At 58.9% G+C, this 19,985-nt stretch carries 20 protein-coding genes; 9 read left to right on the forward strand and 11 right to left on the reverse strand.

Annotated features, from left to right (window positions below; translation table 11 throughout):
• Nucleotides 1-15 precede the first annotated feature (15 nt).
• On the forward strand, nt 16-909 hold the full coding sequence (locus FHL07_RS15510) for a PA4780 family RIO1-like protein kinase (protein WP_016783575.1): 894 nt from the start codon (nt 16-18) through the stop codon (nt 907-909).
• A 208-nt stretch (nt 910-1,117) separates the two neighbouring features.
• Here the strand turns inward: FHL07_RS15510 and FHL07_RS15515 are convergent, their stop codons facing one another.
• Complete coding sequence (locus FHL07_RS15515) at nt 1,118-1,981, reverse strand: MBL fold metallo-hydrolase (RefSeq protein ID WP_095020829.1); 864 nt, start codon at nt 1,979-1,981, stop codon at nt 1,118-1,120.
• A gap of 92 nt (nt 1,982-2,073) precedes the next feature.
• Here FHL07_RS15515 and FHL07_RS15520 point away from each other — a divergent pair, with 92 nt between their 5' ends.
• From FHL07_RS15520 to FHL07_RS15530, 3 genes are read left to right on the forward strand one after another with little or no spacing between them, the layout of a single operon-like run.
• Nucleotides 2,074-2,403, forward strand: coding sequence for an ArsR/SmtB family transcription factor (locus tag FHL07_RS15520; RefSeq protein WP_095001067.1), 330 nt, complete (start codon nt 2,074-2,076; stop codon nt 2,401-2,403).
• Between the two features lie 43 nt (nt 2,404-2,446).
• On the forward strand, nt 2,447-4,012 hold the full coding sequence (locus tag FHL07_RS15525) for a bifunctional protein tyrosine phosphatase family protein/NAD(P)/FAD-dependent oxidoreductase (protein WP_095024479.1): 1,566 nt from the start codon (nt 2,447-2,449) through the stop codon (nt 4,010-4,012).
• Nucleotides 4,013-4,020: 8 nt separating this feature from the next.
• The gene (locus FHL07_RS15530; protein ID WP_095001069.1) at nt 4,021-4,827 is read left to right on the forward strand and encodes a sulfite exporter TauE/SafE family protein; all 807 of its coding nucleotides are present in this window, start codon (nt 4,021-4,023) and stop codon (nt 4,825-4,827) included.
• A gap of 124 nt (nt 4,828-4,951) precedes the next feature.
• On the opposite strand, the gene cueR is transcribed toward FHL07_RS15530, so the two are convergent.
• The 3 genes from cueR to FHL07_RS15545 all read right to left on the reverse strand — a co-directional run bounded on the left by cueR (nt 4,952) and on the right by FHL07_RS15545 (nt 8,224).
• Entirely contained in the window at nt 4,952-5,362 is a 411-nt protein-coding gene (gene cueR, locus FHL07_RS15535; RefSeq protein WP_095001070.1) for a Cu(I)-responsive transcriptional regulator, read from the reverse strand.
• A gap of 9 nt (nt 5,363-5,371) precedes the next feature.
• Nucleotides 5,372-7,753, reverse strand: coding sequence for a heavy metal translocating P-type ATPase (locus FHL07_RS15540; protein ID WP_095019804.1), 2,382 nt, complete (start codon nt 7,751-7,753; stop codon nt 5,372-5,374).
• Nucleotides 7,754-7,843: 90 nt separating this feature from the next.
• A complete protein-coding gene (locus tag FHL07_RS15545; protein WP_016783583.1) occupies nt 7,844-8,224 on the reverse strand; it encodes a hypothetical protein in 381 nt (126 codons plus the stop codon).
• A 147-nt stretch (nt 8,225-8,371) separates the two neighbouring features.
• Here FHL07_RS15545 and FHL07_RS15550 point away from each other — a divergent pair, with 147 nt between their 5' ends.
• Nucleotides 8,372-8,572, forward strand: a complete 201-nt coding sequence (locus FHL07_RS15550) for a heavy-metal-associated domain-containing protein (protein WP_016783584.1) — start codon at nt 8,372-8,374, stop codon at nt 8,570-8,572.
• 276 nt (nt 8,573-8,848) lie between these two features.
• Nucleotides 8,849-10,045, forward strand: coding sequence for a multidrug effflux MFS transporter (locus tag FHL07_RS15555; RefSeq protein ID WP_095019805.1), 1,197 nt, complete (start codon nt 8,849-8,851; stop codon nt 10,043-10,045).
• Nucleotide 10,046: 1 nt separating this feature from the next.
• On the opposite strand, the gene FHL07_RS23690 is transcribed toward FHL07_RS15555, so the two are convergent.
• Both FHL07_RS23690 and FHL07_RS15565 read right to left on the reverse strand, forming a co-directional pair.
• Nucleotides 10,047-10,217 carry a sensor domain-containing protein gene (locus FHL07_RS23690; RefSeq protein ID WP_130872246.1) on the reverse strand — a complete coding sequence of 57 codons (171 nt, stop codon included), beginning with the start codon at nt 10,215-10,217 and terminating at the stop codon, nt 10,047-10,049.
• Nucleotides 10,218-10,341: 124 nt separating this feature from the next.
• A complete protein-coding gene (locus FHL07_RS15565) occupies nt 10,342-11,355 on the reverse strand; it encodes a zinc-binding alcohol dehydrogenase family protein (RefSeq protein ID WP_095019806.1) in 1,014 nt (337 codons plus the stop codon).
• Between the two features lie 124 nt (nt 11,356-11,479).
• Between FHL07_RS15565 and FHL07_RS15570 the strand changes: the two genes are divergently transcribed.
• Nucleotides 11,480-12,397 (forward strand): LysR family transcriptional regulator, encoded by a 918-nt coding sequence (locus FHL07_RS15570; RefSeq protein ID WP_138738663.1) that lies wholly within the window; start codon nt 11,480-11,482, stop codon nt 12,395-12,397.
• 140 nt (nt 12,398-12,537) lie between these two features.
• On the opposite strand, the gene FHL07_RS15575 is transcribed toward FHL07_RS15570, so the two are convergent.
• The 5 genes from FHL07_RS15575 to FHL07_RS15595 all read right to left on the reverse strand — a co-directional run bounded on the left by FHL07_RS15575 (nt 12,538) and on the right by FHL07_RS15595 (nt 16,653).
• Nucleotides 12,538-13,491 (reverse strand): adenosine deaminase, encoded by a 954-nt coding sequence (locus FHL07_RS15575; protein WP_016783589.1) that lies wholly within the window; start codon nt 13,489-13,491, stop codon nt 12,538-12,540.
• An 88-nt stretch (nt 13,492-13,579) separates the two neighbouring features.
• Nucleotides 13,580-14,266, reverse strand: a complete 687-nt coding sequence (locus FHL07_RS15580; protein ID WP_095001075.1) for an SDR family oxidoreductase — start codon at nt 14,264-14,266, stop codon at nt 13,580-13,582.
• Nucleotides 14,267-14,423: 157 nt separating this feature from the next.
• Complete coding sequence (locus FHL07_RS15585) at nt 14,424-15,026, reverse strand: IMPACT family protein (RefSeq protein WP_138738664.1); 603 nt, start codon at nt 15,024-15,026, stop codon at nt 14,424-14,426.
• Between the two features lie 13 nt (nt 15,027-15,039).
• A complete protein-coding gene (locus tag FHL07_RS15590) occupies nt 15,040-15,690 on the reverse strand; it encodes a TetR/AcrR family transcriptional regulator (RefSeq protein ID WP_095019808.1) in 651 nt (216 codons plus the stop codon).
• Nucleotides 15,691-15,732: 42 nt separating this feature from the next.
• On the reverse strand, nt 15,733-16,653 hold the full coding sequence (locus tag FHL07_RS15595) for a LysR family transcriptional regulator (protein WP_095001078.1): 921 nt from the start codon (nt 16,651-16,653) through the stop codon (nt 15,733-15,735).
• 124 nt (nt 16,654-16,777) lie between these two features.
• On the opposite strand from FHL07_RS15595, the gene FHL07_RS15600 reads away from it, so the two are divergent.
• Both FHL07_RS15600 and FHL07_RS15605 read left to right on the forward strand, forming a co-directional pair.
• Nucleotides 16,778-18,127, forward strand: coding sequence for an aspartate aminotransferase family protein (locus tag FHL07_RS15600; RefSeq protein ID WP_095001079.1), 1,350 nt, complete (start codon nt 16,778-16,780; stop codon nt 18,125-18,127).
• 81 nt (nt 18,128-18,208) lie between these two features.
• Nucleotides 18,209-19,702, forward strand: coding sequence for a CoA-acylating methylmalonate-semialdehyde dehydrogenase (locus tag FHL07_RS15605; RefSeq protein WP_095001080.1), 1,494 nt, complete (start codon nt 18,209-18,211; stop codon nt 19,700-19,702).
• The last annotated feature ends 283 nt before the right edge of the window (nt 19,703-19,985 follow it).

The following is a 19,985-nucleotide window of genomic DNA, read 5'->3' on the forward strand; positions in this document are numbered from 1 at the left end:
CCACAATAAAAGCTGATGAAGACTCCAAAACGCTTAGAACCCCTGATCGAAGACGGTCTGATCGACGAGGTGCTGCGCCCACTCATGAGTGGCAAGGAAGCAGCTGTATACGTAGTCCGCTGCGGCAATGAGCTGCGATGCGCCAAGGTTTACAAGGAGGCCAACAAACGAAGTTTCCGCCAGGCCGCCGAATATCAGGAGGGTCGCAAGGTTCGCAACAGCCGTCAGGCCCGAGCGATGGCCAAGGGCTCGAAGTTCGGTCGTAAAGAAACCGAAGATGCCTGGCAAAACGCCGAGGTAGCGGCACTGTTTCGCCTGGCCGGTGCGGGTGTGCGGGTTCCTAAACCGTTCGACTTCCTCGAAGGCGTGCTGTTGATGGAACTGGTGGCGGACGAGTACGGCGATGCGGCTCCGCGTCTCAATGACGTGGTGCTGGAGCCGGATCAGGCCCGCGAGTACCACGAGTTCCTGATTCAGCAAATCGTGCTGATGCTGTGTACGGGGCTGGTTCACGGCGACTTGTCCGAGTTCAACGTTTTGCTGACGCCAACCGGCCCGGTCATCATCGACTTGCCCCAGGCGGTCGATGCGGCGGGTAACAACCACGCCTTCAACATGCTGGAGCGTGACGTGGGCAACATGGCTTCCTATTTCGGGCGTTTTGCGCCGGAACTGAAGAAGACCAAGTACGCCAAGGAAATGTGGGCACTTTACGAAGCTGCCACCCTGCACCCTGGCAGTGTGTTGACGGGCGAGTTTGACGAGCCGGACGAGCTGGCGGATGTCGGCGGGGTGATGCGCGAAATCGAAGCTGCACGTCTGGACGAAGCTTTCCGCCAGGCAGTGCGTGCTGCCGATGATGCGCCACCGAGCAAGGCTGAAGAGCCACCACCCCCGTGGATGCAGTAATTGGCTAACTAAAAAATCCGGCTCAGGCCGGATTTTTTATGCGCCTGGGGCTGCCCGGGTTCTTGTGGGAGCGGGCTTGCTCGCGATGGAATCACCGTGTTTTACCTGTCAGAGCGCGGTGTTTGCATCGCAGGCAAGCCAGCTCCCACGGGTAATGCGCCGCTAATCAAAACCGCTGCTGCCCTGTTCCTGGCAAGTGTTTGGGCGCTCAAAACCGGTTCAGCGGAATCTTCAGGCTGCACAGGCCGCTGTCATCCGCAGGCGGCAGGTTGCCTGCACGAATATTGACTTGAATCGCCGGAATCAGCAGCGCCGGAACCCCCAGAGTGGCATCGCGGGCCGTACGCATGCCGACAAAACCTGCCAGGTCGATGCTGTCATTGACGTGGATGTTTTTTGCCCGCTGTTCACCCACCGTGGTCGACCAGCAGGCTTCGCGCCCGGCTGGCGGGTAGTCATGGCACATAAACAGGCGGGTCGACTCAGGTAATGCCAGCAGGCGCTTGATCGATTGATACAACTGCCGCGCATCGCCACCCGGGAAGTCGCAACGGGCGGTGCCCACATCAGGCATAAACAGGGTATCGCCCACAAACAGGCTGTGGTGTTCTACCTGATAGGCCATATCGGCCGGGGTATGGCCGGGCACATGCAGCGCCCGCACCTCTAGTCGCCCGATATGAAACAGCTCGTCGGGCTCGAACAGGCGATCGAACTGCGAGCCATCAAGCTTGAATTCCGGCTCAAGGTTATAGATATCGCGGAACACCCCCTGGACCTGGGTGATGGCAGCCCCGATGCCGATCTGCCCGCCCAGCTTGCGCTTGAGGTAAGCGCTGGCCGACAGGTGGTCGGCATGGGCGTGGGTCTCCAGCAGCCATTGCACCTTCAGGCCTTCAGCCTGCACGAAAGCGGCGATGGCGTCGGCACTGACGGTGCTGATACGCCCGGCGGCGGCATTGTAGTCCAGCACCGGGTCGATGATTGCGCACTCCACGCTGCCAGCAGCATGGACCACGTAGCTCACGGTCGACGTCGCCGGGTCGAAGAAACCTTGAATTTCGGGATGCATGAGGGGCCTCGTGGCGGTCGTTGAATGATCAATATATTGAAAGATATATTATCGAGTCGTAGACTGTCGACCATCACGCACCGGAGCTTTTCATGACTGCTCAGCTAACCAGCGAAGAAATCGGGCTTCTGCGCGACTCTGCTTCCAAAGCCTGCACCCTTCTCAAAGCGTTGGCCAATGAAGATCGCCTGCTGCTGCTCTGCCAGTTGACTCAAGGTGAGCGCAATGTCGGCGAACTTGAAGCGCTGACCGGCATCAGACAACCCACACTGTCGCAACAACTCGGTGTGTTGCGCGATGAGGGCATGGTCAATACCCGAAGGCTGGGGAAATACATTTTCTACTCACTCGCCAGCTTTGAAGTGGTTTCTGTGATGCAGACCCTGTCGGGGCTGTATTGCGGGCAAGCGCTCAAAAAGTAACGCCCTCCCAATCCATTCATTTTAGTTGTGCCTGGAGTGCTCAATGGAGCAAAGCATCAAGCGAATCGACGCGTCATTTTCCGTGACCGGTCAGATCGAGCAGTCTGATCTCCAATCCTTGGCTGCGCTGGGTTTTGCCAGCGTGATCTGCAACCGCCCCGACCATGAAGGCGGGCCTGAGCAACCCGAACACACCGCGATGCAACAGGCCGCGCAGGCCCTGGGGCTGAGCTTTGCCTATCTGCCAGTAGCGACCAGCGGCGCAACACCCGGGCAGGTGCAGCAATTGCGTGAACTGCTCGACGAGTTGCCCAAACCGGTGCTGGCGTACTGCCGCACGGGCAATCGCTCTGCCAAGCTTTTTGAAGCGGCCACCCAGGGCACGCGTGAGGCCAGGCAGTACGATGTGGTCGTGGTGGGCGGTGGCTCGGCCGGTATTTCGGTGTCGGCCAGCCTGTTGAAGCGTAACGGGGCCTTGCGTATCGCCGTGATCGAGCCCAGCACCGAACACTATTACCAGCCCGCCTGGACGCTGGTCGGGGGAGGGGCCTACGATATCAAAAACACGGTTCGCCCCACCGTTGCGGTCATGCCCAAAGGTGCTGTGTGGGTCAAGGCGTCGCTGTGTGCCTTTGCTCCGCAGCGCAAGGTTGTGCTGCTCAGCGATGGCAGCGAGCTGGGTTACCAGCAACTGATCGTTTGCCCGGGGCTGGAACTGGCCTGGGAAAATATCGAGGGCCTTGAAGAAACTCTGGGCAAGAATGGCGTGACCTCCAACTATCGTCACGATCTGGCGCCCTATACCTGGGAACTGGTGCGCAGCCTGAAGGGCGGCAAGGCACTGTTTACCCAGCCGGGCATGCCGATCAAGTGTGCGGGTGCGCCGCAAAAAGCCATGTATCTGGCCTGCGATCATTGGCGCAAACGCGGTGCTCTGGACGCTATCAAGGTGGAGTTCAACCTGGCGGGGGCGGTGTTGTTTGGCGTGCCGGCTTTTGTCCCGCCGCTGATGAAGTACGTTGAAGCCTACAAGGCTCAATTGGCCTTCCAGTCCACTCTGGTCAAGGTTGACGGTCCCGCCAGAACGGCCTGGTTTGATGTGACTGATGCCAAGGGCGGTGTGACTTGTGTTGCTAAAACCTTCGACCTGCTGCATGTGGTGCCACCGCAGCAGGCGCCCGATGTGATCCGCCGCAGTGAACTGGCGGACAAGGCGGGCTGGTTCGAGACCGATCCGGCGACCCTGCAACATCCACGCTACCCCGAAATCTTCGCCCTGGGCGATGTGTGCAATACACCCAATGCCAAGACCGCGGCGGCAACCCGCAAGCAAGTGGTCGTGGTGGCCGAAAATCTGCTCGCACTGCGCAAGGGCGTGACCTTGCCCAAGCGCTATGACGGCTATGGCTCCTGCCCGCTGACCGTGGAAAACGGCAAGGTGATCCTGGCTGAATTCGGCTATGGCGGCAAACTGCTACCCACCTTTCCCCTGGACCCGACCGTACCCCGCAAATCGGCGTGGCTGCTCAAGGCCACATTGCTGCCGTGGTTTTACTGGCAAGGCATGCTCAAAGGCCGCGAGTGGTTCACTGACTGCAAGCCGGATTGACCCTGACCATGTTGATTATTTTATTTGGCATGCTGGTGGGGTTGGTGCTTGGGCTGACCGGTGCCGGTGGCGGCATCCTGGCCATCCCGGCGCTGACTCTGGGGCTGGGCTGGACCCTGGCGCAAGCGACACCGGTGGCGTTGCTGGCCGTAGGCACGGCAGCGGCACTGGGGGCGCTGGATGGCCTGCGCAAGGGGCTGGTGCGCTACAAGGCAGCGGCGTTGATGGCGCTGGTCGGCTCGACCACCTCGCCCATCGGGCTGCACCTTGCCCGGTTGATGCCGGCCAAGGTGCTGGTGTTGATGTTCAGCGCGGTGATGATGTTTGTCTCAGTGCGCATGTTCCTGCAGGCCCGGGCGGATGCCCGCGATGACGGCAGCCTGGGGGTACTGGAAAAAAACTGCATGCTCAACCCTGCAACCGGGCGACTGACCTGGAATGCCCGCTGCAGCATGACCCTGGTATCCATTGGTGCTACCTCGGGGTTGCTGACGGGGTTATTGAGTGTGGGCGGCGGGTTCTTGATCGTGCCGGCATTTCGCAAGTTCAGTGACGTGCGTATCCACGCCGTGGTGTCCACGTCTTTGATGGTGGTGGCGCTGGTATCGCTGGGCACCTTGGGCAATCTGATGAGCCAGGGCGTGAGCCTGTCGAATGAAGGCGTGATATTTATTGGCGCGACCCTGGCCGGAATGATTGCCGGGCGGGTGATTGCCCCGCACGTCTCGGCCCAGTGGCTACAGCAGGGATTCGCGGGGCTGTGTGCGGTGATTGGCGTGCTGATGCTGGCTAAAGTGCTGCTGACAGCTTTCTGATTAACGTTCCTGTGGGAGCGGGGCTTGCTCGCGATGGCATCACCTTGGTCAGCCAGATACACCTTGGCGCCTGAATCGCGAGCAAGCCCGCTCCCACAGGTTTATCAGCAGATCATGCAGATGATCATATCTTTACGGTGCAGCATGGGCCTGACTCCAGGTCCTTGAGGATCGGGCAGTCAGGGCGGTGGTCGCCCTGACAGCTTTCGACCAGATCCTGCAAGGTGTCGCGCAGGCTGCTCAGCTCGGCGATCTTCTGGTTCAACTCTTCAATATGCTGGCGCGCCAGTGCCTTCACATCGCCGCTGGCGCGCTGGCGATCCTGCCACAGGGTCAGCAGCTTGCCGACCTCTTCCAGCGAAAACCCCAGGTCCCGCGAGCGTTTGATAAACGCAAGGGTATGCAGGTCGTCATCGCTGTAAAGGCGGTAGCCGCTGTCACTGCGTTGCGCGGGTTTGAGCAGACCGATGGATTCGTAATAACGAATCATCTTGGCGCTCAAGCCGCTGTGTCTGGCGGCCTGGCCGATATTCATGACGCCTCCTTATTCAAGATCCCTGGGCTTCCAGAATTTGAGCAGCAACGCATTGCTGACCACGCTGACACTGGAAAAAGCCATGGCCGCGCCTGCCAGCACAGGGTTCAAAAAGCCGAAAGCAGCCAACGGAATGCCGATCACATTGTAGATAAATGCCCAAAACAGGTTTTGCCGGATTTTGGCGTAGGTCTTGCGGCTGATCTCCAGTGCTGCCGGTACCAACCGCGGGTCGCCGCGCATCAGAGTGATGCCCGCTGCGTGCATGGCCACATCGGTGCCACCGCCCATGGCGATACCGATATCGGCCGCGGCCAGTGCCGGGGCGTCGTTGATTCCGTCGCCGACCATGGCCACTACACCGGTTTTTTTCAGTTCGGCCACGGTCGCGGCCTTGTCGGCGGGCAACACTTCGGCGTGAACATCGCTGATCCCCAGGGCCTCGGCCACTACTTTGGCACTGCCGCGGTTGTCGCCGGTCAACAAGTGGCTGCTGATATGACGGGCATTGAGCTGGGCGATGGCTGACTGGGCACCGGGCTTGAGTGTGTCACCAAAGGCGAACAGGCCCAGCACTTGGGGCTGCGGGCTTTGTTCGATCAGCCAGGACAGCGTGCGACCTTCGGTTTCCCAGGCGCTGGCCGATGCGGCGAGCGAGCCCGAATTGAGACCGGTTTCTTCCAGCAGGCGGCGGTTGCCCAGGGCCAGGCGGCGGCCCTCCAGGGTGCCGGCAATACCGCGGCCGGTCAGCGACTGGCTGTCGGTAACGTCCGGCACTTTTAAATCACGCGCCGCGCAAGCATCCAGTACGGCCTTGGCCAGCGGGTGTTCGCTGCCCCGCTGCAGGGCACCGGCGGCTTGCAGCAAGTGCGCTTCATCGCCATCGAGTGCGCTGAAGTGAGCAATTTGCGGCGTGCCTGAAGTCAGGGTGCCGGTTTTGTCGAAAACCACGGCACTGACTTCGTGGGCGCGTTCGAGGGCTTCGGCGTCCTTGATCAGAATCCCGTGGCGGGCTGCAACGCCGGTGCCGGCCATGATTGCAGTGGGGGTCGCCAGGCCCAGGGCACAAGGGCAGGCAATTACCAGTACTGCGACAGCATTGATCAATGCTGTTTCAATCGGCGCGCCGTAGAGCCACCAGCCGAGCAGGGTGGCAAGGGCGATCAGCAGCACCACCGGGACAAATACCTGGCTGACCTTGTCCACCAGCTTCTGGATCGGCGCCTTGGCGGACTGCGCGTCCTCTACCAGGCGGATAATGCGCGCCAGTACGGTCTCCGTCCCCAGGGCCATGGTCTTGATAATCAAGCGACCTTCGCCATTGATGGCGCCGCCGGTGACTTTATCCCCAGGCTGTTTCGGCACCGGCAGGCTTTCGCCACTGATCAGGGCCTCGTCGGCATGGCTTTGGCCTTCAACCACTTCGCCATCCACCGGGAACCGCTCGCCGGGTTTGACCAGCACCAGATCATTGAGACGCAAATCACTGATGGCGACATCCTGTTCCTGGCCGTCGACCATGCGCAAGGCGCGTTCGGGGCGAAGGGCTTCAAGGGCGCGGATGGCGCTGGCGGTCTGGCGCTTGGCACGGCTTTCGAGATATTTGCCCAGCAGCACCAGGGCGATCACAACCGCCGAGGCCTCGAAATACAGATGGGGCATGCTGCCAGGTTCGGCGATGGCCCATTCATACAGGCTCAGGCCATAACCGGCGCTGGTGCCGAGGGCGACCAGCAGGTCCATATTGCCCGCGCCGGCCTTGACGGCTTTCCACGCGGCCACATAAAAACGTGCGCCCAGAACAAACTGCACCGGGGTCGCCAATACAAACTGGGCCCAGGCGGGCAGCATCCAATGGATGCCAAAAGGCGCAAGTAGCATCGGCAGCACCAGCGGCAGCGCCAGTACGATAGCCAGGGTCAGCGCCCAGCGTTCACGGTGCAGGCGTTTTTGCTGATCGTCTTCGGTGGTTTTTTCGCTCTGGTGCAGGCTGGCACCATAGCCGGCCTGAGTGACCGCATTGATCAGCAGGCCCGGATCAACCTGGCCGAGCAATTCGACATGGGCCCGCTCGGTGGCGAGGTTGACGCTGACGCTCTTGACCCCGGGCACCTTGGCCAGGGCTTTTTCTACGCGCCCTGCGCATGAGGCGCAGGTCATGCCGCTGATATCCAGTTCCAGGCTGTGGGCGGGCACGCTATAGCCTGCCTGTTGCACAGCCTCGACCAGTGCCGGCAGGCTCTCGGCAGGCGCTTCGATACGGGCCTGTTCAGTGGCCAGGTTGACGCTGACCGAACGTACACCGGGCACTTTGGCCAGGGATTTTTCCACACGCCCTGCACAGCTGGCACAGGTCATGCCATCAATCGGCAGATCGAATTGGGTGGGCACGAGCAGTCCTCCTCAAGAAGTTATCTATCCATAGAATCGACCTTGACCCCATGGCAAGGTCAAGGCTTCTTGCTGTTCGTTGTTTGCCGCTCAATATTCCAGTTTGGCGGGCTTGAGGTACATACCCTGTTTACCCAGGGCGATGCGGTATTTGCGCACATCCCCGGCCTTCAGGGTGAACTGCTGCGCGGGCGGCACCAGCATGCCGGGCAGGCAGCCGGGGGCTTGCCCGGGGAGCAGCTTGAGGCGGATATCGACGCTGGCGGGCGGCAGGTTAAAGGCCAGGGCCTGCTCCTGAAACAATCGCCCGGCCAGTTGGTCGTCGATGTACACACCCACTTCGCAGTTGGTCGGCACCTCAAGGCGTTCGCGGGAAATGATCAGCACTCCGTAGTCCTGATCGGCATTTGCCCACAGCGGCACACTGGCAAGACCCAAAAGGCTGACTAGGCTCAAAGCGGTCCAGCGCATGGCTAAGTATCCTGTTATCAAATCGCAAGGCTTGCAGCTTGGCCGAGCACGGGATGGATTGCCAGTCAGCGCGTGAAACAACGGGCTTGACCTTGCCACGATGGCAAGGTCGAAGCTGTAGGCATATCTCAAACAGGAGGCGTAATCATGCAAACGTTCAAGGTAGACGGTATGACCTGTGGTGGCTGTGTGGGCGCGGTGACCCGTGCGGTGCAGACGGTGGATAAAGACGCGAAGGTTGAAGTGGACCTGGCGAGCAAAACCGTCAAGGTGGACAGCAACGTATCACCGTTGCAAATTATCGACGTGATCACCAATGCCGGGTTTGAGGCGCGCACGGCGCACTAAACCTGTATGTAGCAGCTGCCGAGGAACGAGGCTGCGTCCGGCGACGTAGTCGTCGTGAATGCTAAGAGCAAGCTCTGACTGGCGCACCGCAATGTCAGACTTACGACGGCTGCGCCGCCGAACGCAGCCTCGTTCCTCGGCAGCTGCTACGGCGGTGTTGTTTCAGGACGGGTTCAAGGTGATTTATTAGCTAGCTCGCTAACTTAATGTTCAGGGTCGATAACCACAGCTAAACTGTCAGCTTGCGCTAACCGCAGCCTGATCCCTGGATACCTGATGAACCTTCGAACAATCTTGATTCTTGGCGCCCTGAGTGCCTTCGGTCCTTTGGCGATCGACTTTTACCTGCCCGGCTTCCCGGCGATGGCACAAGCCTTTGCAACCGACGAAACCCAGATACAACTGACGCTGGCCGTGTACTTTCTGGGCCTGTCCATCGGTCAGCTGGCCTATGGCCCGGTAGCGGACCGCTTCGGCCGGCGCGTGCCGCTGCTGGTGGGCGTCGGGCTATTCACTGTCGCGTCACTGGCATGCGCCTTTGCGCCGACCCTGGAGTGGCTGATTGGTGCCCGGTTTGTCCAGGCCCTTGGCGGCTGTGCGGGCATGGTCCTTTCGCGGGCAATTGTCAGTGACAAATGCGACGCGGTGCAGTCGGCCAAAGTGTTTTCACAATTGATGCTGGTTATGGGCCTGGCGCCAATCCTGGCGCCGATGTTGGGTGGGTTGCTGGTCAACCTGTATGGCTGGCAATCGATTTTCCTGGTGTTGACGGTGTTCAGCGCATTGGCGGCAACGGCCGTAGCGCTTGGCTTGCCTGAAAGCCTGCCGGCCAACGTGCCACGTCAGCCGCTGTCGGGGGCATTGCGCCAGTACGGGCGGTTGCTCAAGGATCGCGAGTTCCTTGGCCATGCCCTGACGGGGGGGATCGCAATGGCCGGGATGTTTGCCTACATCGCGGGTTCACCTTTCGTATTTATCAAACTCTATGGCGTGCCTGCCGAGCATTACGGCTGGTTGTTCGGCACCAACGCGGCCGGCTTTATCCTGGTGGCGCAGTTGAACGCCCGCCTGCTGGCCAAGCGTGGCCCGGCCTTTTTGCTGTCGCGCATGGTGTGGGTGTATCTGGCGGCGGGTCTGGCCTTGCTGGGCGTCAGCAGTTTGCATACCGAACAACTGTGGCCGCTGCTGGTGCCGCTGTTTATCTGCATTGCCAGCCTGGGCTGCATCATTCCCAATGCCTCGGCCTGCGCCATGAGCGGGCAGGGCGCGCGCGCCGGCAGTGCTTCGGCGATGCTGGGTTGTTTGCAGTTCAGCGTGGCGGCGGGGGCGGCATCACTGGTGGGGGTATTGCACGACGGCAGCGCAATGCCAATGGCGATGGTCATCACCCTGTGCGGGCTTGTGGCAGTGGGCCTGGCAGTGGCGACCCGGCGCCTGTACACCGCACGGATCGCCGCTCAGCAGCCGGTCTGATTCAGCCAGCCAAACGTTCGGGCAGGCGGTGCGGGGCATGCAGGCGCGATTGCAGCTTGTCGACAAAGGCCCGGGCCTCGGCCTCGCTGCGAAAGTTGACGGCTTGCTGGTCGATTTGCACCTGCCATTTGCAGTCGCGGGATCTTGCTAGCGCTTTTATCAGGATTTTCATGACTGGCCTCCTTCGGTTCGCAAAGGAGGCCAGTGTATGCCGAAAAACTTTGATTAAAATGCCCGGAATCAAGTCTCTGACTGACGGTTAAAAAATGACCACATGGGTCCCGTCAGACGTCCTCTCAGAAGCCTTCGAGCACAATCTTGCCCTTGGCCTTTCCGCTTTCCAGCAGTGCATGGGCGCGGCGCAGGTTGGTGGCATTGATGCTGCCAAAGTGCTCGCCGACCGTGGTACGCAGGGTGCCCGCATCGATCAGCCCGGCGACACGATTGAGCAGGAGATGTTGCTCGATCATGTCCGGGGTCTGGAACAGCGAGCGGGTGTACATGAACTCCCAGTGCAGTGACAGGCTCTTGCGTTTGAGTTTGGTGATATCCAGCGCCTTGGGATCATCAATCAGCGCCAGTTTGCCCTGTGGTGCCAGTGCTTCTACCAACTGATCAAGATGCTGGTCAGTCTGGGTCAGGCTGGCAACATGGGTGACGGCGTCGATGCCGTGACGCTTGAGTTCTTCGCTCAGCGGCTGGCTGTGGTCGATAACCAGATCGGCGCCCAGCTCACGGACCCAGGCCTGGGTTTCAGGGCGAGATGCGCTACCAATCACCTTGAGCGCAGTCAGTTGGCTGGCCAGTTGCGTCAGGATTGAACCTACACCACCCGCCGCGCCGACGATCAGCAGGCTTTGTTGCTCGTCGGTCTTGCCCTCGTTGACGCCAAGGCGCTCAAACAACAACTCCCAGGCAGTGATGGCGGTCAACGGCAACGCTGCGGCCTGTGCGAAATCGAGGCTTTTGGGCATATGCCCGACGATGCGTTCATCCACCACATGACGTTCACTGTTGGCCCCGGCACGGGCAATGGAGCCTGCGTAAAAGACCTTGTCGCCGACCTTGAACAAGCTGACTTCACTGCCGACGGCCTTGACCACACCGGCCACATCCCAGCCCAGTACCTTGGCAGTGTCGGCCTCGGGCTGCACGTTCTGGCGCACTTTGGTGTCCACCGGGTTTACGGAAATGGCTTTGACCTCGACCAGCAAATCCCGGGGGCCGGCCACCGGCTCTGGCAACTCGATATCTTGCAGGGCCAGCGGGTCTTGAATCGGTAACGAGTGGTAGTAGGCGACAGCTTTCATGGGACATGTCCTGAAGATGATTAAAAAACTGGCAGTGATAATTGGCTATTTCACCGCGCGATAAAACCGGCTAAAACAGCAGTCTCTTTCAATTTTTTATTGATAATGGTCGGGTGGATTGTGAATGCTGCGTTTCGATGATCTGCAATTGTTCGTTCACGCGGCTGACTTGGGCAGTTTGTCTGCGGCGGCCCGGGTGATGGATATGTCCCCGGCGGTGGCTAGCGCTGCTCTCAAACGGATAGAAGCTCTACTGGGCGCGCGCCTGCTGGCGCGTTCAACCCGAAGTTTGCGTCTGACGGCCGAAGGCGAAGGCTTTCTTGAATATGCGCGTACGGCACTCGCTAGCCTCGATGAGGGGCGACGCTTGTTGGCGCGTGGGCAAGATCAGGTTAGCGGAGTGTTGCAACTGTCGGCACCTTCAGACTTTGGCCGTAATCTGTTGCTGCCCTGGCTGGATGAGTTCCAGCGTGAGCATCCGCAACTCACCGTGCGCCTGTTATTGGGTGACCGGATTGCCGACCTGTTCCGCCAGCCTGTGGATATCGCCTTGCGTTACGGCGAGCCGGAAGACTCCAGCCTGGTGGCACTGCCGGTGGCCCCGGGTAACCGCCGGGTGCTGTGTGCGTCCCCCGACTACCTGGCGCGCAAGGGCGAGCCGCGTCAGCTTGAGCAGTTGCTGCAACACAATTGCCTGTTGTACATGCTCGGCACGCGGGTTCACGACCATTGGCAATTCAATGACGGCAAGCGCGAACTGGGGCTGACGGTAAGCGGCAATCGTTTCAGCGATGATGCCGACGTGGTGCGCTTGTGGGCGGTTGCCGGGCAGGGCATTGCCTACAAGTCGTGGCTGGATGTGGCGGGAGATGTGCAGAGCGGGCGGCTCAAGGTGTTACTGCCGGGGCTGATGTGCGAGCGGGCGCCGCTGAATCTGCTGTGTGGTCACCGGGCGCAATTGAGTAAACCGGTGCGGCTCTTGCGCGACATGCTCAGTGAGCGCTGTGCGATGTTGAGCAAGTTGTACCCGGGGAAACAGTAAAACTGCTGTGGTAGTGACGGTGTTGCAGTTTCAAATGTCTGTGGGAGCGGGCTTGCGCGCGATGCTGACAATCAGGTGTGTCTGCCTGATCGAGTTGATGCCATCGTGGGCAAGCCCGTTCCCACAGGGGAGACCGCGTGTTACGGCTTGACCAACCGCGCATCCAGACCGTTTTGCGCCAGGCGTTTGGCCTGGTCCTGGGTCATGCCCAGATCGGTGTATAGCGCGTGGAAGTTCTCAGTCATATAACCGCCAAAGTAGGCCGGGTCATCAGAGTTGACGGTCACTTTTACGCCACGCTCAAGCATGTCGAGAATGTTGTGTTGCGACATGTGATCAAACACACAGAGTTTGGTGTTGGACAACGGGCATACGGTCAACGGGATCTGCTCGTCGATGATGCGTTGCATCAGACGTTCGTCTTCAATGGCGCGCACGCCATGGTCGATACGCTGGATCTTGAGCAAGTCCAGGGCTTGCCAGATGTACTCCGGCGGGCCTTCTTCACCCGCGTGGGCAACGGTCAGGAAGCCTTCATCACGGGCGCGGTCGAATACGCGCACAAACTTGCTCGGCGGGTGGCCCATTTCTGAACTGTCGAGGCCAACGGCGACAAAGGCATCGCGAAATGGCAGGGCCATATCGAGGGTCTTTTCTGCTTCTTCTTCGCTCAAATGGCGCAGGAAGCTGAGGATCAGGCCGCTGGTGATACCCAGTTGCTGCTCGCCATCTTTAAGTGCGCTGGCAATGCCATTGAGCACGACTTCAAACGGCACGCCACGATCGGTGTGGGTTTGCGGGTCGAAGAAGGGTTCGGTGTGAATGACGTTCTGTTCTTTACAGCGCAACAGGTAGGCCCAGGTCAGGTCGTAGAAGTCCTGGGAGGTACGCAGTACGTCGGCGCCTTTGTAATAAAGATCGAGGAATTCTTGCAGGTTGTTGAAGGCATACGCCTTGCGCAGGGTTTCAACGTCGTTCCAGGGCAGGGCGATCTTGTTGCGCTCGGCCAGCGAAAACAGCAACTCGGGTTCCAGGGAACCCTCCAGATGCATGTGCAGTTCAGCTTTTGGCAGGGCGTTCAGCCAGTCATACATAAAAGGTTTTCTCATCAAATCGGGTACAGATGGCGACATTCTACAGGTCGGAGGGGGCACAATTCCCCCGCCATTTGTCGCAGGCTGCCTACCAGGGAATCGTCTGGCCCTTGTAGTCGATAAAGTGATGGCCGCCTTTTCCGGCAAATGCCTTGACCTGTGCCACCAGGCCACGGGTGCTGGTTTCGACATCAATGTCGGCGCCTTCGCCGCCCATATCGGTTTTTACCCAGCCCGGGTGCATGGACAGCACAGTCGGGTTATTGTCGCCCAGTTCATACAGTACAAAGGTATTGGTCATCGAGTTGAGAGCCGCTTTGCTGGCCTTGTAGAGGGCCATTTCGGGGGCATCAGGTTGAGTGACACTGCCGAGTACTGAGCTCATAAATGCCAGTACGCCACTGTCCTTACGGATCCGGCTGACAAACTCCCGGGCCACATTGATCGGTGCCACGCTGTTGGTGAAAAACAGCTGCCCCACCTCGGCCAGCGTTGCATTGCCCGACAGCTGGTCGTCCGGGCCTTTGACCCCGGCATTGATAAACAGCAGATCGAAGACTTCATTGTGCAAGGTATTGCCCAATGCCTTGATCGCCTGTTGATTGTTCATGTCCAGTTGTTCGATGCGCACCGGCCCCAATGCCTTCAGGGCATCGGCTTTTTGTGGGTGGCGCACAGTGGCGGTTACGTCCCAGCCATCGGCAAGCAACTCCTTGACCAGACCCAGGCCCAGGCCACGTGAAGCTCCGATGATCAGTGCTTTTTTTGCGGTCATGAGTAGCGTCCTCTACAAAGTTGATATGAGTTGGTTAAAAATCGTACAAGTGCTTCAAGCCCCCAGCACACAAGGGCTGTGGCCGCATGTGCTCAGGTTATCCACAGGTGGGTGCACAGTGACTGTGGGCAACTATGGATGTCGGAAAATAGCATTTTTATGGGGCTGGCTCGACAGCGTCACGATGCAGCAGGATCCTGCCGCGGCTAAGGTCCGCTAAAAGCTGTCGCGCGGGAGCAATCTGTTCTTCGACCAGCGCCAGTTGCAGGTCAACGCCATTGGCAGTGAAGGCTTCGCCGGTGATCAGGCCGTTGAGTTCACCCAGGCGCAGTTTGACCAATGCCAGCTCGCTGAAACTGCAAGAGCAGTTGAGTGCGATACGGCTGACCAACGGCAGTTTTTCGGCGTTTTGCAGGCATTTGTTAGCGCCACCGCCATAGGCCCGAGCCAGGCCGCCGGTGCCCAGTTGAATGCCGCCATACCAGCGGATAACCAGCACCGCGACCTGATCGCAGTCCTGCGCTTCAATGGCCGAGAGTATCGGGCGGCCCGCGGTGCCGCCAGGTTCGCCATCATCACTGCTGCGGTACTGCCCACCAAGTTTCCACGCCCAGCAATTGTGCGAGGCATTCAGGTCGCTGTGTTGCTCGATAAATTCGAGGGCCTGCTGGGCGCTGGTGATGGGGGCAGCAAAAGTAATAAAGCGGCTTTTACGGATTTCTTCGCGGTACTCGCAAAGCCCCGTGAGGGTCGAAGGCATGTCGGTTCCAGGCTTAGACTGCGGGCGTCAGGCCGCAGCCTTTGAGAATGATACGGATCAGGTTGTCGCAGGCCGCATGCATATCCTGTTTGGTCAGGTGCTTGCGCCCCGTTACGCGGCAAATCTGTGTCGAAAAGTCGGCGTAATGCTGGGTGCTGCCCCATAGCAGGAAAATCAGATGGACCGGGTCGACCGGGTCCATCTTGCCTGCATCTATCCAGGCCTGGAACACAGCTGCACGACCTTGAAACCAAGCTCTGTAGTCTTGTGAGAAATACTCGGTCAGGCAGGCCCCGCCACTGATGATTTCCATCGCAAACACTCGCGAAGCCTGGGGCTGTCGCCGGGAAAACTCCATTTTTGCGCGGATATACTGAGTCAGGGCCTGGGCCGGGTCATCGTCAGCGGTCAAAACGTTGAAGGTACGGTCCCATAGCTCGATGATATTGCTCAGTACTGCGATATACAGGCTTAGCTTGTTGGTGAAGTAATAATGCAGATTGGCCTTTGGCAGCCCGGCACTCAGGGCGATGGCGTTCATGCTGGTGCCTCTGAAGCCGTGACGGGCAAACTCATCTTCGGCGGCCTTGAGAATGGCCTCTTCGTTTTTCTGCCGGATACGGCTGGGAGGCTTGCCGTCATGGGCAGGAACTTCAAGGGTCATGGGCGCTCCGGGCAACCTGTTTGTGTAGCGAAGTTTTTCACGTTAACGCGTCGCTTCCAGGCTCTCAAGGAAACTTTCCAGGACCAGATGCGGGCGCCGGCCTTTACGTGTCACCGATGCCAGGCTCAAATCGTAGAAACGTGTTTTTGCCTTCAGTGCCCGCAAGCGGCCCTGCTGAACCCACAGGCTGGCGTAATGGTCGGGCAGGTAACCGATATAGCGCCCGGTCAAAATCAAAAAGGCCATGCCTTCGCGATCCGACGCGCTGGCGGTGCAATTGAGCGCCTGGTAGTGGGCCTGGATATCCGAGGGCAGGCGAAAGGTGGGGGCAATGGCATCCTGCGCATTCAACCGTGCATCTTCCAATTGCCTGTCGTCGACATAAAACAGCGGATGGCCTACGGCGCAATACAACAGTGAACGCTCACTGTAGAGCGGCTGGTACTCAAGCCCGGACAATGTGCTGGCCTGGGGCACCACACCCACATGCAGGCGGCCGTCGAGCACACCCTGTTCAACTTCATGGGGCGAGATCATGCGGATATGAATCTGTACATCAGGCCCACGCTCCTTGAGTTGGGCCAGTGCATGGGTGATACGCATATGGGGCAGGGTGACCAGGTTATCGGTCAGGCCAATGGTCAGTTCGCCGCGCAAATGCTGGTGAAGGCCGTTGACCTCGGTGCGAAAGCTCTCAAGAGCGCCGAGTAATTGCAGCGCAGAGTGGTAGACCTCACGACCTTCCTCTGTCAGTGAAAAACCCGCTCGCCCACGTTGGCACAGGCGTAAACCCAGGCGCTGTTCAAGATCGCTCATCTGCTGGCTGATGGCAGAACGGCCAATGCCCAGTACCGTCTCTGCTGCCGAAAAGCCGCCGCACTCCACGACGCTGCGAAAAATACGCAGCAGTCGAATATCAAAGTCGCTGACCTGGGCCAGTGCATCGGGGCGACGGCTGCTCATAGTTTAGTGTATGCCTGACTAAAGGTTAGAAGAGTTGGATTTCATGGACTTTATAGCCGTGGCAATTTAGGCGCAACAACGCTTTCAACATCCCACGCCGCTTTTGCCTTGCGAGGTTTTGCTGATGAACATGCCCGAAAACGCCGAATTGAACCTGACCAGCCAGCTCAAGCTGGATGCTCACTGGATGCCTTACACTGCCAACCGTAACTTCCATCGCGATCCGCGCTTTATCGTCGCGGCCAAGGGCAGTTATCTGACGGATGATAAGGGTCGGCAGATTTACGATTCGCTGTCAGGTCTTTGGACCTGCGGCGCAGGGCATACCCGTACTGAAATCCAGGAAGCCGTGGCCAGACAATTGGGCACCCTCGATTACTCGCCGGCGTTCCAGTACGGCCATCCGCTGTCTTTCAAGCTGGCAGAAAAAATCACCGAGTTGACGCCGGGCAACCTCAATCACGTGTTCTTCACCGACTCGGGGTCGGAGTGTGCCGACACGGCGGTGAAGATGGTGCGTGCCTACTGGCGTCTAAAAGGCCAGTCGAGCAAAACCAAAATGATTGGCCGTGCCCGCGGCTACCATGGAGTGAACATTGCAGGCACCAGCCTGGGTGGGGTGAACGGCAACCGCAAACTGTTTGGCCAGGCAATGATGGATGTGGATCATCTGCCGCACACCCTGTTGGCAAGCAACGCATTTTCTCGCGGCATGCCCGAGCAGGGCGGGATTGCCCTGGCCGATGAACTGCTCAAGCTGATCGAATTGCACGATGCGTCGAACATTGCTGCCGTTTTTGTAGAACCGATGGCAGGCTCGGCTGGGGTATTGGTTCCGCCTCAGGGTTATCTGAAACGTCTGCGGGAAATCTGCGACCAGCACAATATCCTGTTGGTGTTCGATGAAGTGATCACTGGCTTTGGTCGTACAGGCTCAATGTTTGGTGCTGACAGCTTCGGCGTGACACCTGACTTGATGTGTATTGCCAAACAAGTCACCAACGGCGCGATTCCGATGGGGGCTGTTATCGCTACCAGCGAGATTTATCACACGTTCATGAATCAGCCGACGCCTGAGTACGCGGTTGAATTCCCTCATGGCTATACCTATTCGGCTCACCCCGTAGCCTGTGCTGCGGGTATTGCTGCGCTTGATCTATTGCAAAAAGAGAACCTGGTACAGAGCGTGGCTGAAGTTGCACCGCATTTTGAGAATGCATTGCACGGTTTGAAGGGCGTGAAGAACATCATCGACATTCGCAACTATGGCCTGGCGGGTGCAATCCAGATTGCGCCGCGTGATGGTGATGCAATTGTGCGCCCGTTCGATGCAGCGATGAAACTGTGGAAAGCCGGTTTCTACGTGCGCTACGGCGGCGACACCCTGCAGTTCGGGCCAACGTTCAACAGCAAGCCGCAAGACCTGGATCGCTTGTTCGATGCGGTCGGCGAAGCGCTGAATCAGATCGACTGATCCTTCTATATAGAAGCGACACTTAATGCATTCACCCAGGCGCGCAGCGTTCGCGCCTGTGGACAACTTTCTGGAGCATCCATGAGCACTATTCAACACCTGATCAATGGCGAGTTGCTGAACGATTCCGGGCGCACCGCAGATGTGTATAACCCGTCCACCGGTAAAGTGATCCACCAGGTTCCCCTGGCCAGCCGTGAAACAATCCAGCAGGCGATCGATGCAGCCAAGGCCGCCTTCCCGGCATGGCGTAATACCCCGCCTGCCAAGCGCGCCCAAGTGATGTTCCGTTTCAAGCAGTTGCTTGAGCAGAACGAAGCGCGGATCTCGCAGTTGATCAGCGAAGAGCATGGCAAGACTCTGGAGGATGCTGCGGGTGAACTGAAGCGCGGGATCGAGAACGTCGAATACGCTTGCTCGGCTCCGGAAATCTTGAAGGGCGAATACAGTCGTAACGTAGGCCCGAATATTGATGCTTGGTCGGACTTCCAGCCACTGGGTGTCGTTGCAGGGATTACACCGTTCAACTTCCCGGCCATGGTTCCGTTGTGGATGTACCCGTTGGCGATCGTGTGCGGCAACTGTTTCATTCTTAAGCCCTCGGAGCGTGATCCAAGCTCGACACTGTTGATTGCTCAACTGCTGCAAGAAGCTGGTTTGCCCAAGGGGGTTATGAACGTGGTGCACGGCGACAAGTCAGCTGTTGATGCACTGATCGAGGCGCCGGAAGTGAAAGCGCTGAGTTTTGTTGGCTCGACCCCGATCGCCGAGTACATCTACGCCGAAGGCACCAAACGCGGTAAGCGCGTGCAGGCACTGGGTGGGGCGAAAAACCACGCAGTGTTGATGCCGGATGCGGATCTCGATAACGCAGTCAGTGCACTGATGGGCGCAGCGTATGGTTCGTGCGGCGAGCGTTGCATGGCCATCTCGGTTGCAGTGTGCGTCGGTGATCAGGTGGCAGATGCCCTGGTGGCCAAACTGGTTCCTCAAATCAAAGCGCTGAAAATTGGTGCGGGGACTTCGTGCGGTCTGGACATGGGCCCCCTGGTTACCGGTCAGGCGCGGGACAAGGTCAGTGGCTATGTCGATGATGGCGTAGCAGCAGGTGCGCAGTTGGTGGTCGATGGTCGCGGGTTGAGTATCAAGGGGCATGAAGAAGGCTTCTTCCTGGGGGGCTGCCTGTTTGATCGCGTGACACCTGAGATGCGTATCTATAAAGAAGAGATCTTCGGGCCGGTATTGTGCATCGTGCGGGTCAAGAGCCTGGAAGAGGCCATGCAACTGATCAATGATCACGAGTACGGTAACGGTACCTGCATTTTCACCCGTGATGGAGAGGCGGCCCGTTTGTTCTGCGACGAGATTGAAGTGGGTATGGTGGGGGTTAACGTACCGTTGCCAGTACCTGTTGCCTACCACAGCTTCGGCGGCTGGAAGCGTTCGCTGTTTGGTGACCTGCATGCCTATGGCCCGGATGGCGTGCGCTTTTACACGCGTCGCAAGGCGATCACACAACGTTGGCCGCAACGTGCCAGCCATGAAGCCTCTCAGTTTGCCTTTCCGAGTCTGTAAGGCAGGCGATAGCAGCCTATAGAAGAAAAGAGGCCAGCCGTCAGGCTGGCCTCTGCTTTTAGGCCCCTTTCAAGGCTATATGACAGAAGTGTGAAACTAGTGCTTGACCCGAGGTTCAAACGGCCTATAATTCGCACCTCTTCCGGCGCAGTCGAAACGGAAAACTCCTTGAGTTTCAAAGAGTTGGATGGTTTTTGGCAGTGCCAGCTTCAAGTCATCGAAGCAGGAAATGAGGTGTTGACAGCAGCGTGTAACGCTGTAGAATTCGCCTCCCGCTAACGAG

It is taken from the genome of Pseudomonas sp. FSL W7-0098, from assembly GCF_005930585.1.
GTDB lineage: Bacteria > Pseudomonadota > Gammaproteobacteria > Pseudomonadales > Pseudomonadaceae > Aquipseudomonas > Aquipseudomonas bubulae.

Coding starts and splice junctions, on each gene's coding strand:
- FHL07_RS15575 (WP_016783589.1), bottom strand. CDS start 13,491: ATGTATGACTGGCTGAACGCCCTGCCAAAAGCTGAACTGCACATGCAT.
- FHL07_RS15585 (WP_138738664.1), bottom strand. CDS start 15,026: ATGCCTTCGACCCTCACGGGGCTTTGCGAGTACCGCGAAGAAATCCGT.
- FHL07_RS15555 (WP_095019805.1), top strand. CDS start 8,849: ATGAACCTTCGAACAATCTTGATTCTTGGCGCCCTGAGTGCCTTCGGT.
- FHL07_RS15520 (WP_095001067.1), top strand. CDS start 2,074: ATGACTGCTCAGCTAACCAGCGAAGAAATCGGGCTTCTGCGCGACTCT.
- FHL07_RS15595 (WP_095001078.1), bottom strand. CDS start 16,653: ATGAGCAGCCGTCGCCCCGATGCACTGGCCCAGGTCAGCGACTTTGAT.
- FHL07_RS23690 (WP_130872246.1), bottom strand. CDS start 10,217: ATGAAAATCCTGATAAAAGCGCTAGCAAGATCCCGCGACTGCAAATGG.
- FHL07_RS15605 (WP_095001080.1), top strand. CDS start 18,209: ATGAGCACTATTCAACACCTGATCAATGGCGAGTTGCTGAACGATTCC.
- FHL07_RS15550 (WP_016783584.1), top strand. CDS start 8,372: ATGCAAACGTTCAAGGTAGACGGTATGACCTGTGGTGGCTGTGTGGGC.
- FHL07_RS15515 (WP_095020829.1), bottom strand. CDS start 1,981: ATGCATCCCGAAATTCAAGGTTTCTTCGACCCGGCGACGTCGACCGTG.
- FHL07_RS15545 (WP_016783583.1), bottom strand. CDS start 8,224: ATGCGCTGGACCGCTTTGAGCCTAGTCAGCCTTTTGGGTCTTGCCAGT.
- FHL07_RS15600 (WP_095001079.1), top strand. CDS start 16,778: ATGAACATGCCCGAAAACGCCGAATTGAACCTGACCAGCCAGCTCAAG.
- FHL07_RS15530 (WP_095001069.1), top strand. CDS start 4,021: ATGTTGATTATTTTATTTGGCATGCTGGTGGGGTTGGTGCTTGGGCTG.
- FHL07_RS15565 (WP_095019806.1), bottom strand. CDS start 11,355: ATGAAAGCTGTCGCCTACTACCACTCGTTACCGATTCAAGACCCGCTG.
- FHL07_RS15525 (WP_095024479.1), top strand. CDS start 2,447: ATGGAGCAAAGCATCAAGCGAATCGACGCGTCATTTTCCGTGACCGGT.
- FHL07_RS15570 (WP_138738663.1), top strand. CDS start 11,480: ATGCTGCGTTTCGATGATCTGCAATTGTTCGTTCACGCGGCTGACTTG.
- FHL07_RS15510 (WP_016783575.1), top strand. CDS start 16: ATGAAGACTCCAAAACGCTTAGAACCCCTGATCGAAGACGGTCTGATC.
- FHL07_RS15590 (WP_095019808.1), bottom strand. CDS start 15,690: ATGACCCTTGAAGTTCCTGCCCATGACGGCAAGCCTCCCAGCCGTATC.
- cueR (WP_095001070.1), bottom strand. CDS start 5,362: ATGAATATCGGCCAGGCCGCCAGACACAGCGGCTTGAGCGCCAAGATG.
- FHL07_RS15580 (WP_095001075.1), bottom strand. CDS start 14,266: ATGACCGCAAAAAAAGCACTGATCATCGGAGCTTCACGTGGCCTGGGC.